Genomic DNA, 13,445 nt, shown 5'->3' with positions numbered 1-13,445 from the left:
TTGGTCAATTCTTGCGGTGGTCATGCGCCCCAGGTGCGTTCCAGCACGCGCAGCCAGTTGTCCCGGCAGAGCTTGTCGATCAGCGCCGCGCCATAGCCATGGTCGGCCATGGCCTGGCGCAGCACCGGCAGATCGGCAACCGTGGTCAACGCCTCGGGCACGATGGCACCGTCGTAATCCGAGCCGAGGCCAACCCGGTCCTCGCCCAGGATACCCATCATGTGATCGAGATGGCGCAGCATGGTCTCGAGCGGCACATCGCTCAGCTTGCGCCCGTCTTCGCGCAGAAAGGCCACTGCGAAATTCAACCCCACCATCCCGTCGCTTTCGGCAATCGCGCGCAGCTGATCATCGGTCAGGTTGCGCGAGATGGGACAGAGTGCATGGGCATTGGAATGGGTCGCCACCAGCGGTTTGTCCGAATGGCGGGCAACATCCCAGAACCCTGCCGCATTCATGTGCGACAGGTCGATCAGAATGCCCAGCTGATTGCAGCGCCGCACCAGCCGGATGCCGTGATCGGTCAGCCCCGGCCCGATATCCGGCCCCGAAGGGAAGCGGAACGGCACCCCATGGCCAAAGATCGTGTTGCGGCTCCAGACCGGACCCAGCGAGCGCAAGCCGGCCGCGTGCAGCACGTCCAGCATATGCAGGTCGGGGTCGATCCCCTCGGCCCCTTCGATGTGAAAGATGGCGGCGATCCGGCCCGCCGCCAGCGCCGCGCGCATCTCGGCCACGCTGCGGCAGACGCTCAACGCGCCCTGACGCTCCAGCTCGAACAGGATCGCGGCCTGGCTCAGCACTACCGGCAGCGCGTCCTCCCAGTCGATCGGTTCGGGCAGAGGCAGGTCATAGCTGGCATTGGTCATCTCGGCATCGCGGGCTTCGCGATCCATCGGCGAGGGCACGTAGACCGCAAAAAAGCCGCCGCCAAAGCCGCCCGCCCGCGCCTTGGGCAGGTCGAGCGCACCGTCGCGGCCGCTCAGGAACGTGCCCGCCTGTGCCAGCCCACCTGCGCGGTAGAGCTTGAGCAGGACATCGTTATGCCCGTCGATGATCGCCGGATGCGTTGCCGGCATGGTGAGCCTCCCCCGTTGGCGGTTGCCCGGATGATAGGAGAAGAAATTTGCATGGCAGAGTCAAAACTGTATGAGTTGTACTCATAGAACTAGTCTGAACTTGAGACCGCCCATGGCCAAGCCCAAGACCTGGCACTCGCTGCCCGAGTATTTCGCCCTGCGTGCGCTGATGCAGACCGGCACCACCACCGGCGCCGCGCATCAGCTGGGCCTGTCGCAATCGGCGGTCAGCCGCTCGGTCGCCAGCCTGGAGAACCGGCTGGGAACCGCTCTGTTCGAGCGCGAGGCGGGTCGGCTGCGCCCGACGCAAGAAGCGGTGCGGCTGAACCTGCGCCTCGACCCGCTGTTCGAAGCGCTCGACCGGATCGACGGACAGACCGAGCCGGTGCGCGAGACGCTGCGCCTGATCGCCCCGCCCTCTTACGCGCACCGTTTCCTGGTAGCGCAGATCAGCAGTTTCCTGGACATGAACCCGACGTTTTTCGTCAGTTTCGAGGTCAATACCTCGGACGAGGTGACACGCGGCATTCTGGACGACCGCTTTGACCTGGGCATCAGCGGGGTCGAGCAGAGCCGCGCGGGCGTCAAGACCATGCCCTATCGGGTGTCGGGCGCGGTCTGTGCCATGCCGACGGATCACCCGCTGGCAACGCGTGATCGGGTCGGGCCGGCCGATCTGCACGGGCAGGACATGATCGCGCTGACCCGCCGCCACGTGCGGCGCGGGCAGCTGGAACGGCTGCTGCACCAGGCCCGTGCCACGCCGCGCATCGTGGCCGAGGTTTCGACCTCTTTCGCCGCCGCCGACCTGGCAAGGGAGGGTTTGGGGCTGACCGTGATCAACCCCTTTCCGATCTACCATTACCGCGCCGGGGATCTGGCCTTTGTGCCCTTTGCCTCGGACCTGGAGTATCGCAGCTATTTCCTTGTGTCCGAGACCCGGCCGATGACAAGGCCCGCCCGCGCCTTCATGCGGCATCTGCGGCTCAACACACCGCCCGACCCGTTTTCACGCAAGGCCTGAGCCGGTCCCGGCTCAGACGTCGGCCCGCACGGTCTGGCGCTGCTGGCCCAGCCCCTCGATGCGCAGCTCCATCACGTCGCCCGGTTTGAGGTAGACCGGCGCGGGCTTCATCCCCATGCCGACACCGGGCGGCGTGCCGGTCGAGATCACGTCGCCCGGATGCAGGGTGAACAGCTGGCTCAGATGCGCGATGATCTGCGCCACGCCAAAGATCATGGTGCCGGTGGTCCCGGTCTGCATCCGCTTGCCGTTCACCTCCAGCGAGAGGCCCAGCGCCTGCGGGTCGGGCACCTCGTCCCGGGTGACCAGCCAGGGGCCGGTGGGGCCGAAGGTGTCGCAGGACTTGCCCTTGGTCCATTGCCCGCTGAGCGCGGTCTGAAACTGCCGTTCGCTGACATCATTGACAATGCAATAGCCCGCCACGTGATCCAGCGCCTCGGCCTCGGTGACATATTTCGCGGTCTTGCCGATCACCACGCCCAGTTCGACCTCCCAATCGGTGCTGGTCGAGCCGCGCGGGATCACCACATCGTCATTCGGGCCGACAATGGCGGAATTGGCCTTGAGGAACAGGATCGGATGGGCCGGGATATCGGCACCGATCTCGGCCGCGTGATCGTGGTAATTGAGGCCGATGCAGAGGAACTTGCCAATGCCGCCGACACAGGGGCCCAGCCGGGTGGTGCCGGATACGAGCGGCAGCGAGGCCGGATCAAGCGCCCGCAACTGCTCAAGCGCGGCATCGCCCAGCACGTCGCCGGTGATATCGTCGACATGATCCGACAGGTCGCGAATGTTGCCCTCGGCATCCAGCAGTCCGGGCTTCTCGGCTCCCGGAGCCCCATGGCGCAGCAGTTTCATGAACTCTCTCCCGATCTTGTGTCACCCGACGCGCGGGCCTGGCGGAACAAAAGTCTGAAATCAGACTTTTGCCAAGACTTTTGCTTAAAAGTCTTGGCCGCTAACCGCGCACGGGCGCCCATTTGGTCGAGCGTACTCCCATGGCATAACGCAGCAGCGCCCAAAAAATCGCCGCGTGCCCCATCACGAACAGCACCGCCATCGAAGCGCCCGGAAGCCGCCGGCCCCAGCGGGTCGTCACCGCGGCCAGCGCAACGGCACAAAGCGCGACCTGCGCGCCGAACATCGCCACATAGAACGCGCCCTGATCCAGCAGGGCGATATTGGCCAGCAGCAGCAGTGGCAGAAGCACCGCCACCAGACGGCGCAGCAGCTTGTGGCAGAAGAGTTGCACCGCATAAAGCCCGGTCCGGCCCGGATTCATCAGCCCCGCATAATGCATCAATCCACGCCAGCCGCGCTCGGTCGAGCGCACCCGCCGCCCGAATTCTCCGCGCAGGTTCGAGGTCACCGCCTCGCGCGCCACCGCTCCCGGCGCATAGGCCAGCCGGTATCCGCGCGCCACCACCCCCAGCGAGATCGCCAGATCGTCGGCCATGTCCGCCGGCACCACCCCGACCAGCCCCCGCCGCACCGCGTAAAGCGTCCCCTGCGCCGATACGGTGCCCGCGATCCGGTCTTCGGCCCGTTTCAGCGCATTGTCATAACGCCAGTAAAGCCGTTCGGCCCGCGCCATCAGCCCGTCGCGACCCTTGATCCCCAGTTGTCCGATGCTGCCCCCGACACCGGGGTCGGCAAAGGGTGCCAGAAGACGGATCAAGGCGTCCGGGTCCAGCAGGCTGTTGGCATCCGAGAAGATCACGATCTCGTCCTCGGGGATCATCGCCAGACCGTGATTGAGCGCTGCGGCCTTGCCGCCATGCTGTGAAAGCCCGATCACCTGGATATCAGCGTCACCCTCAGCCGCCGCCGCGGCCTCGGTCAGGGTGGCATCTTCGGACCCGTCCGAAACCACCAGCACCCGCACCCGGTGACCGTCCCGGCGCTGCGCCCTGAGCGAGCGGATCTTGGCGCCGATATCGCGCGCCTCGTTGCGCGCCGCGATCAGAACCGTGGCCGACTGCGTCACCGGCGGATGCGCCGGGCGGTCGCGCACCAGCCGCGCCAATCCGATCCAGAGCAGGCCATAACCAACCAGCGAAAACAGGATCAGCCCCAGGCAGGTCCAGAACAGTAGCGTCATGCCGCCTGCCCCGTGTCCACCCGCCAACCGCCCGCCAGCTGCGCCGCGCGCGCGCAGAGCGCGGCGAGGATCCAGGTGTATTTGATGTCCTCGTTGGGCATGAACAGGCTGGCAAACATGAACACCGCCATCGCGACCCCCAACGCCTGGGCCAGTACCTGTGTCTCGGTCACCGGATGCAGCCCGGCCTTCAGCGCCGCCCAGGCCGCGCTCAACAGCGCGCCCAGAAACAGCGCGATGCCCACGATCCCGGTTTCCACCGCCACCTCGAGATAGGCATTGTGAAGCTGCCGCGCCTCGGCCTCGCGCCCGGGATACCAGCGGAATGCGTCGCTGGCGTAATTGACCGGATAGGCCCCCGGCCCCAGCCCGGTCACAGGATGTTCGGCCCAAAGCGCCAGTCCGATCTGGTTATAGCTGAGCCGCCGCAACAGCGACCGGTCCGATGTATCGCCGTCGCCCAGGAAATCACCCAGCACGCCGAACCGCTCGACCAGCGTATCGGGCGCGTTCAGCACCGCGACCACCAGTGCCGCCAGCGCCCCCAGCGCCACCACCGGGAACAGCCGGTGATGCCGCATGCGAAAGCCGATCAGCCCGATCCCCATGGCCACGGCAATCGCGCCCGATCGCGCGCCCATCATCGGCAGAGCCACCAGGCAGAGCAGCGAAATCAAGACCCACAGCCGCCGCCCGCGCCAGTCATAGAGCGCCAGCACCAGCGCCAGCATCAGGCTCACCGCCATCAGATGTGACGAGGTGGTGGGGTTATAGGCCGAGGCCCCGGCGGACCGCACCGCCCCCAGCCAGGCGGCCACGTCGCCCTCGTCCGCATAGGGCAAAAGCCGCAGTCCGAACACTGTCTCGAGGATGACAAAGACCGCCGATATCGCGCCGCTGGCCGCAATCACCAGCACCATGCGCCGCAAGTGCCGGGGCGAGGTCACCGTCAGACCAAGGATCGGCACCAGCAGCAGGGTCTGCAAGAACCCTTTGGTATGATCATAGGAATAGCTCTGCCAGTCCGAGGCCAGATACGAGACACACAGCCAGATGGCGAACAGCAGGGTGAACATCGCCGTGGGCGACAGCCGCAACCGCCCCTGCATCAGCGGATGGCGCCGCACCGTCAGCACAAGCGACAGCAGAACCAGCGCGGTGACTGCCTTGAACAGCGAGATCGGCAGTCTTTGATCGACCAGCAACGCGATCCCGTCGAGCTGGGCCAGCGCGACCAGCAGATAGGCGCCCAGCACGGTGTTGCCCAGCACGGCAAACCCGCCAAGCGCAGTAGCCAGAAGCCCCGCCGCCAGGGCCGGTCCGGACAGGGCGGCAGCGGCGGTCAGCACCGCGCTGCCAAAACCCAGCGCCAGCTGCCGCGTCGCCGGGGTCATCCCACGCGCCCCCGAATATCCACAAAGGCCACCGCCACCGGCAGCGACCGCGTCAGGGCGCGCAACTGGTCGAGATAGTCGCGCAGTTCGCTTGCCGACACCTCGTCCCGGCCGAGCGTGATCAACACCGCAGCACTAGGAGCCATATTCCCCGGCCGCACCGCCCGGCGCAGCAGCCCCGTGTAGACTTGGTCGCTATAGGGATAGCTCTGCATCACCCGGCGGCCCACCGCCTCGGCCCGGCGCGGGTCCGACACGTCGAGGACCGCCACCATGTCATCGGTATCCAGCGCATCCCAGTCCAGATAGGGTCGCATGCCCTCCTCGGCGGCGGCCATCGCCGGACTGGCGGCCGCGCCCGTCAGCTCGGTCGCCTCCAGCGCCGCCGGAGACAGAACCCGCAGCCCGGCCACGCCGGACAGATCGGTCTGGGTGCGCAGGCGGGTCGCCATGTAATCGCGGCTGAGCACGACCATCATCGCCAGAAGGAAGCCCGACACCGCCCCCATCACGGTCCGGTTCACCACCTTCGGTTCCTCGGGCAGAGCCGGCGGCTTTGCCAGGTCGACGATGCGCAGCGTCTCGATGCTCTCGGCTTCGCTGATGCGCACCTCGAGCAGGCGCGCGTCGATGTCGTCAAGCTGCACGCGGGTGCGGTCGATCTCGGAGTTCAAACCCTCGAACCGGGTCTCCAGCTTTGCCAACGCCTCGATCCGCTGTTCCAGCCGGGCGACGATCTTGTCGCTTTCGACCACGGCGGCGGCCAGTTCAACCTCGCGCAGGCGGGCCAGGTTCAGCTCTTCCTTGGTGGTCTGGGTCAGCCCGTCATGCCGGTTGAGCGGCCGGTCGGGCAGAAAGGCGCGTAGCTGTGCCTGTATGGCCAGCAGGCTGCGGCGGTCGGCATCGCGCTGTGCGGATTCAGCAAACAGGCGCGCCAGCAGTTCGCGGCGCTCGGTCTCGATCTCGACCACGCCCGAGGCCATGCGCAGCGCGTTGCGCTCGTCGATCAGGTCGGACAGACGGCGCTCGGTGGCTAGTTTTTGCGTTTCCAGGAAACTCGTCAGTTCACCGGTGGTTGCGGCAACCTGCTCGCGACTGCGGGAGCGATAGACCCGCGCCAGTACATTGGCCAGCTCGGCGGCGATCTTCGGATCCTCCCAGGCCACCGAGATTTCCATCACGAACGAGCTTTCGACCATCTTCAACTCGATCGCGTCCTGGATCTCGGTCACCAGATCCTTGTCACCCGCCGCGGCCCCGGCGCTGCCGGAGTTGAGCCAGCGCAGACCGGCCTCGACCTGTTGCTTGGCCTCCTTGGCAAAGGCGAGCAACGGCGGGATCTGCGGCTCTTCGGTCGCGGCCCCCGCGGCGCCGAACACCTCAAGCCGGGCGCGTTCGGCGATCTCGCGGCTCTTGAGATATTCGATATGGCTGCGGGTGATCACATTGGCGCTGTCCAGCGAGGACGAGCGTACATAGACCTGAGAATAGCGCAACTCGGCGTCGGTGGGCTGCGCGGTCACCTTGGCCGAGGCCCGGTAGACCGGCGAGAAATTCAGCTTGTAGACCGCATAGGCACAGGACAGCGCCGCGCAGGCCAGCATCAGCAGCAGGATCAGCCGACGGCTCTGCCGCATCAGCTCGGCCACATGGCGGATGGCGGCGCCCGCCTCGTTCTGGCGCGGTGCCCCGCCCCCCACCTCGCGGGGGCCGGACGGGTCGGCGGGCCGGTTGCGGGCGGGGCTGGGCAGGTCGTGGATCAACTCTAGTCGCGACATGGCGAGGGGCTCTCCTGCAATGGGGCCGCCGCCTCGGCGCCAAGCGGCGCCGCGAACGAGGGTCCGGAACGAGTGGTTGGCGGCGGCACGAGGCCGCTCCATACCCAGCGGGGAAATTCGGGACGACGCCCGGAGACGCCGGTACGCAGACGATCAAGCAGCCAGAGCGGCACCAGCGCCGACAGCGTCTCGGCCACCGCGATGGCGGCATGGTCGGCACGGGTCAGCCCGCCCGCCACACCGGGCGCGGCAAAGCTGCTGTTGGGCGCGTATTCCGGCGCAAGGCCCGGCGCGGGCGGCAAGCCCAGCGCATCGACCATCGCCGCCACCGACGCGTCGCCCCCCGAGACGAAGCCGCGATAGTCGAGCACGCTCACCCGCTCGGGGAACTGGCGTGCGAACCGGCGCAGAACCCGCCGATGATAGGCATTGGACAGCGCCCCGCGCAGCACCGCGGGCAACCGGGCCAGCCCCGTGCGCGGCACCCGGCCATAGGCCCAGAGCCGCGAGCGCACCAGACCGGCGCTGTCGCGATGGATCGCGACAAAGCGCGCATCGGGATAGGCCGCCGCGATCCGGGCCGCCTCGTGCACGTGATGGGGCGATTTTTCGACCCAGGCCAGCGCCCCCTGCTGGCGGGCATGGGCGGTCATCGCCTGGTGAAAGAACACCTCCGGATCGCCAACGTGCTCCACCCGGTGCCTGTCCTCGTCCGTAAGGTCCAGCAGGCGGCCATAGTCGCTGTCCAGAAACGCCGCCACCGCCTGCGCGCGGGCGATGGCATCGGTCCAGTCCCAGGCACGGGCGAAATGAGAAAAGAATACGCTCTCGTGGATGCCCCTATGGCGCGGATCGGTCACCCCCGCCACATCCGGATGCGCCGCCAGCAGGTTGCCGATGAGCGTGGTGCCCGAACGTTGCAGACCCAGAACAAAGATGGGGCGCGGCGTGGTCATGGCGTCACCATGCGGGCGCCCTGCGGCGCCTGCCCCTTGCCGGCAGCGGCGAACAGTTCCAGCTGGCGCCTTGCGTTGACCCGCAGGTCGAACTCGCGCTCGACAAGCGCCCGCCCCTGCCAGGCCAGTTTGCTGGCCGCCTCGGGCGCGTCATGCACCGCGCAAAGCGCCGCCGTCAGCCCCGCCACATCGCCCGGCTCGGTCAACCAGCCGGTCTCGCCGGGCCGGATCAGTTCGGGAATGCCCGACACATTGGTCGAGATGGCAGGCCGGGCATAGGCCAGCGCCTCGATCATCACGTTCGGAATGCCCTCGGTCCGGCCATTGGGCCCGATGATCGAGGGCGCAACGCAGACCGAGGCGGAGCGATAGAACCCGTCGATCTCGCCGAATGGCCGCTGGCCGAAAAAATGCACCCGGTCGTCCAACCCCAGCCCGGCGCTCAGCGCCTCGAGCTTGGCGCGATCCGGTCCGTCGCCCACGATGTCAAGCTGCCAGCCCGGCCGGTCGAACCCGGCCAGCGCCCGCAGCAGCACATCGACGCCTTTGCGCTGTTGCAGCGAGCCGACATAGAGGATGCGGAACCCGTCTTCGGGCGGGGGCGGATCGCTGGGCGCGATGGCCGAGACATCGACACTGGAATGGATGACGGCGATATCCTGCTGGCGGATGCCCGGCACATGCTCGGCCAGGAACCGGCTGGCATAGGTGCTGACCGCCCGCACCAGCGCGGCATCGGCGAATTTCTGTTCCAACAGGCGCTGGCTGCGGAAAATGTCATGCGCCCGGCAGCTGACCGAGTAGGGCACGCCAGACACGCGATGGGCGATCCAGGCGGCGGTAGCGGGATGACCGGCAAACTCGGCATGGATGTGATCGGCGCCCCAATCGCGCAGCTCTTGCCCCAGCCGCAGCGCCGCGGGCAGCAAGGCCAACGACTTGGCGGCGAATTTCGCCTCGCGCCCCTGATGCAGCGCGATGCTACCCGCCAGCTGTGTCGCAGCCAGCGGATGCGACGCCAGCGCCGCCAGCGAACGCGGCGAAAACAGCGGTATGTGCCGCGCGCGGCGTCCCGCCTCGGCCCCGAAATCGTGCAGGATCTGATCATTGCGCCAGGGCGCCAGGTGATACAGGCGCAGGTCCACCCCGGCCTCGAGAAACACCATCAGATCACGCAGGATGAAGGTTTCGGTGGTCTTGGGAAATTCGGTAACGATAACGGCCAGTTTCATGACATCCCCTCCTGCAAGGCGCCCGATCCGGCGCCACTGCCCCGGACACGCGTCCGGGCCAGCAGCCGCACGGCGCGGCGCAGCGCGCCCACTGCGCCCAACACGGCGACCCATCCCACGTAACCCTGGAAACAGCGGATCTGCGCCCGCACCGCCAGATCGTCGATCCAGCCGCAGCGGAAGCCTGCGTAGTCTTCGCCGATATGAACCCGCGACAGGATCGCCGCCGGGTCCGATGCGGCGTTGCGCGCCTGCCCCGCCGTGGTCGCAAGGAACCCCGCCTCGCGCGCCAGAGCCCGCGCGCGGTCGCTGGTCTGGTTTTGCGGCCAGCAGAACAGCACCGGCGCGCGGCCCATCTCGCGGGCGATCACCGCGCGGCTGGTGGCCAGCACCGCCCGCACCCGCGCATCATAGGCGGCATCGCTTTCCTGACCGGTATCCGACGACCAGCCCCGCGCGGCAAGCGCCGGCGCGCTGACCGGCACGGCGCTGCCCATCGGCACCGGCCGGTTGCGGCGCAGGTACCAGTCATGCTTGTCCCCCGGCATCCGCGCCCATTGCATCCACGACAGCCGCCCCGCGTTCTCGGGCGTCAGGCGGTCGACCGTCTCGGGTCCCGTTGCGATGCGGCCATGATCGGTGCCATGCGCCTCGATGCGAAAGGTGCCTTCGGCCTCGAGCGCGCGAAGCTCGTCCCAGCTCAGATACCCATCCCAGCGCAGCGGCTCCTCGTGCCCCATCATCGGGCGCAAGGGCTGCGGCGGTGCGATAAAATCTGTGGACACGAATAGCGTTGCACAGGCGCCATGGCGGCGCAGGATCGGCGTGGCGGCGACCCAATTGTCCAGATAGCCATCGTCGAAATGCAGCGCCATCCAGTTGCCCGGCACCGGCCGCCCCGCCAGCCGCGCCCGCACCAGGGTCTCGCTGTCAACGATCTGCATCCCCATGCGGCGGAACAGGCGCAGTTGCCGGTCGAGCGAGGCCGGACGGATCGAGATCTCTGCTTGCCAGGGCAGCCAGGCGGCATCATCGCTGACGCTGTGATAGGTCAGTACGGGATTGCCCGGCTCCAGCCGCCAAAGGCGCGCCGCCGCCAGATAACCGGCAACCGCCGCCAACAGCCAAAATGCCCAAACCGCCGCCCCGGTCAGCGCAGCAAGGGCACCTCCAGACAGGCCGCAGATCAGCGCCACTAACAGCAGCCCCCCCAGCAACCGCCGACGCAGGGCGCGGCGTGCGGTGGTATGCGCAGTCAGGGGCCGGGCATCGGACATCACGGCACCTCAGGTCGACAACACGGTCTCGTCGAGCAGATAGCGCTCGATCCGGTACCGCTGATAAGGGGTGCGCGCCGTATAAGAGGCATGACACAGGAATCCGGATTTGCCAACACCTAGCGGAAACACCGATTTCACCTCGGCCTCAAGCCCGATCCGCAGGTGCCGACCCGAGGCCAGCTTGCGGTCGACGGTCAGCGCATAACACCGGCGCCGGGGCGGCAGCGGGCTGACGAATTGCACGATCTGATCCGAAATGCCGACCACGCCGGCGGTGACCGTCTCGCCTTCCATCTCGAACTGCGCCACCGTGTGGCGGGGCCGGTGAAAGCCCGAGCGCAGAAAATTGAACCGCATCGCCGGGCTGCCCAGGTGCAGAACCATGTCAAGTACCCCACGCCCGGCCCGGCGCAGCACCGTCAGCCCCACATGCAGCACGAAACCCAGCGTCGCCCAGTAGTTTATCGGCGCCCGGCAGCAGAGAGAGTTGAACCGCCCGCGCAGCCGCTTGCCAGCCGAATGCGGCAACAGCGCCTGCGACATGCCCACCAGGCCTGGCTTGACGTTGAACCGCAGCGCAAAGCCGCTCGCCTCGCGCATGTATAGTTCCAGCAGTTCGGGGCGTACTGGGCGCGGGCCAAAAAAGACCATGTCGCCCCTGAGAATGTTGATCAGCTGCGGCAGCTCATCCAGCCGGGACTTGCGCAAATAGGACCCGACATTGGTTTCCAACAGGGTTCCCCTTGGCAGTGTAGACTGGCTGGTCCGTGCGGCAGCATCAGGCACGAGCGTCCTGAATTTCAATATTTTGAATGACTTGCGACCTTTACCTAATCTCGAACCGGAATAGAAGATAGGTCGACCGGACGAAAGCAAGACCAAGATCGAAAGGATAAACATGACTGGCGCCATCGCCAGCAGAACCAGACCGGCAAGCACCCGGTTTAATGCTGTGTCAAAAAGCGGATAGCGCGGCACATAGCCCGATCTGACGATCGCCGGTGACATTAGCCCACGCGGTGCAGACGCTCTCTCACGCCGCTGTGACTTTGCCGGCCACGGGGCGAATGCCCCGTCATTCAGTCCGGGCGCAAACTGCGCTTCGCGTAGCATTTGTGCCGGCAGCGGGGCCATCGTCTCAAACAGACGCACCCCCCCGTCGAGACCGGCAAGGTCGGCATCGACCTCATAGATGTCTCTCTTCATCTGCCAAACCCCTCATACCCGTCCCGCGCGCCCCTGAAAGGACTCCAACTTTTGAAACGGTCACAATGTTGACACCTTATCGCCACATTAACCTTGAACATAATAAGTGGCTGGAAACAGTTTGTTTCCGATACAGTTAAGCTCGATGGTCGCTATTGTTTTGTCATGATATGAGAATGTCGCTCACAAAAGGCTGCAATCGTAGCTCGCCCACAATTTTTGCGCGATCCGATCATGTGTAGTTCTCTCGACTCACGATCCTCGCTCGCCGTTCTGCTGCCGCATCTGCGCAGCGGTGGTATCGAGACATCGACTGTCGCGCTGATCCAACAGTTGCAAGGTCATCGGTTCGCGATCCGCCTGATCCTGGGCAACCGTACCGGCGAGTTGCTGGACCAAATCCCTGACACGGTGGAGATCGTCGATCTGGGCGGGCAGCGGGCGATGACCTCCCTCTGGGCACTGCGCGCGGCGCTGGCAGGGATGGACGCGGTCTACTCCGGCACCAATGCGCGCAATATCGCGGCGCTGATGGCGGCCCGGCTGCTGCCCGCCCACCAGCGCCCGGCGGTGATCATCAGCGAGCACAGCTCTCCCGCCGCCTATCTGGCGACGGCGCGCCATCCGGGCATGCGCCGCTGGCTGATGCGTCGGCTCTATCCGATGGCCGATCTGCTGGTGGCCCCGACCGAGGGGCTGGGCGCCGACTGGCTGGCGGCGCTGGAACTGGACCGGCCGGCGGTGGCAACCCTGCCCAACCCGGTCTTGTCGCCCGAGGCGCTGGCGCTGTCCACGCAAGTAGTACAAGGCGACGGCCCGCCCCGTGATCTGGCGCAGGTGCTGGCGGTCGGTCGCTTGCATCCGGCAAAGGGGCATGCCGACCTGATCCGCGCCTTTGCCCACGCCCTGCGGACCCGCCCCGAGTTGCGGCTGACCATCCTCGGCGAGGGCGAGGCCCGGCCCGAGCTGGAGGCGCTGATTGCGGCGATGGACTTGCAGGACCGGGTCACCATGCCCGGTTACAGCCCGGACGTGGCACGGCATATGGCGGGCGCCGGATTGTTCGTGCTGCCCTCGCATCGCGAGGGGTTCGGCAATGTGGTGGTCGAGGCACTGGCCCAGGGTACGCCGGTGCTGGCCACCGATTGCGACGGGCCAAGGCGGCTGCTCGGTCAGGCCGGGGCGGCTGGCCGGATCGTTCCCATCGGCGACACCGACGCCATGGCATTGGGCATTGCCGAGATGGCGGGCCAGGACGAGGCCCTGGGCGCGGCGCTGGCCGCCGCCCCCGCGCAGGCCGGGTTGTATGCGCATGCTGCCGCGGCGCGTATCTTTGCCGACCGGATCGCCCCCCTTGCAGTGCGACCTCCGGAATGACAGCCTGAGGCGACC

The 13,445-nt window shown here is 66.9% G+C and carries 11 protein-coding genes; 2 read left to right on the top strand and 9 right to left on the bottom strand.

Annotated features, from left to right (window positions below):
* Positions 1 to 20: 20 nt before the first annotated feature.
* A complete protein-coding gene (locus MB818_RS16590; protein ID WP_234138023.1) occupies positions 21 to 1,079 on the bottom strand; it encodes a dipeptidase in 1,059 nt (352 codons plus the stop codon).
* A 112-nt stretch (positions 1,080 to 1,191) separates the two neighbouring features.
* Between MB818_RS16590 and MB818_RS16585 the strand changes: the two genes are divergently transcribed.
* A complete protein-coding gene (locus MB818_RS16585; protein WP_238905778.1) occupies positions 1,192 to 2,103 on the top strand; it encodes a LysR substrate-binding domain-containing protein in 912 nt (303 codons plus the stop codon).
* Positions 2,104 to 2,115: 12 nt separating this feature from the next.
* On the opposite strand, the gene MB818_RS16580 is transcribed toward MB818_RS16585, so the two are convergent.
* The 8 genes from MB818_RS16580 to MB818_RS16545 all read right to left on the bottom strand — a co-directional run bounded on the left by MB818_RS16580 (position 2,116) and on the right by MB818_RS16545 (position 11,855).
* Positions 2,116 to 2,964, bottom strand: coding sequence for a fumarylacetoacetate hydrolase family protein (locus MB818_RS16580; RefSeq protein WP_238905777.1), 849 nt, complete (start codon positions 2,962 to 2,964; stop codon positions 2,116 to 2,118).
* 100 nt (positions 2,965 to 3,064) lie between these two features.
* Positions 3,065 to 4,207, bottom strand: a complete 1,143-nt coding sequence (locus tag MB818_RS16575; RefSeq protein ID WP_238905776.1) for a glycosyltransferase — start codon at positions 4,205 to 4,207, stop codon at positions 3,065 to 3,067.
* Complete coding sequence (locus MB818_RS16570; RefSeq protein ID WP_238905775.1) at positions 4,204 to 5,601, bottom strand: O-antigen ligase family protein; 1,398 nt, start codon at positions 5,599 to 5,601, stop codon at positions 4,204 to 4,206. Before MB818_RS16570 ends, MB818_RS16575 begins: the two co-directional genes overlap by 4 nt.
* Positions 5,598 to 7,379 carry a GumC domain-containing protein gene (locus MB818_RS16565; protein ID WP_234217270.1) on the bottom strand — a complete coding sequence of 594 codons (1,782 nt, stop codon included), beginning with the start codon at positions 7,377 to 7,379 and terminating at the stop codon, positions 5,598 to 5,600. The genes MB818_RS16570 and MB818_RS16565 overlap by 4 nt, the downstream gene beginning before the upstream one ends.
* A complete protein-coding gene (locus tag MB818_RS16560) occupies positions 7,367 to 8,335 on the bottom strand; it encodes a sulfotransferase family protein (RefSeq protein ID WP_234217271.1) in 969 nt (322 codons plus the stop codon). The genes MB818_RS16565 and MB818_RS16560 overlap by 13 nt, the downstream gene beginning before the upstream one ends.
* On the bottom strand, positions 8,332 to 9,567 hold the full coding sequence (locus MB818_RS16555) for a glycosyltransferase family 4 protein (RefSeq protein ID WP_234217272.1): 1,236 nt from the start codon (positions 9,565 to 9,567) through the stop codon (positions 8,332 to 8,334). Before MB818_RS16555 ends, MB818_RS16560 begins: the two co-directional genes overlap by 4 nt.
* Complete coding sequence (locus MB818_RS16550) at positions 9,564 to 10,844, bottom strand: polysaccharide deacetylase family protein (RefSeq protein WP_238905773.1); 1,281 nt, start codon at positions 10,842 to 10,844, stop codon at positions 9,564 to 9,566. Before MB818_RS16550 ends, MB818_RS16555 begins: the two co-directional genes overlap by 4 nt.
* Before the next feature lie 9 nt (positions 10,845 to 10,853).
* Positions 10,854 to 11,855, bottom strand: a complete 1,002-nt coding sequence (locus MB818_RS16545; protein ID WP_255700168.1) for a sugar transferase — start codon at positions 11,853 to 11,855, stop codon at positions 10,854 to 10,856.
* A gap of 432 nt (positions 11,856 to 12,287) precedes the next feature.
* Between MB818_RS16545 and MB818_RS16540 the strand changes: the two genes are divergently transcribed.
* On the top strand, positions 12,288 to 13,430 hold the full coding sequence (locus tag MB818_RS16540) for a glycosyltransferase (RefSeq protein WP_238905771.1): 1,143 nt from the start codon (positions 12,288 to 12,290) through the stop codon (positions 13,428 to 13,430).
* Positions 13,431 to 13,445: the final 15 nt, after the last annotated feature.

Origin of the sequence: Ruegeria alba (genome assembly GCF_022321465.1) — a bacterium.
Taxonomy (GTDB): domain Bacteria; phylum Pseudomonadota; class Alphaproteobacteria; order Rhodobacterales; family Rhodobacteraceae; genus Ruegeria_B; species Ruegeria_B alba.
The sequence above is the reverse complement of the archived record's forward strand: the minus strand, read 5'-3'. Positions and strand labels throughout refer to the sequence as shown.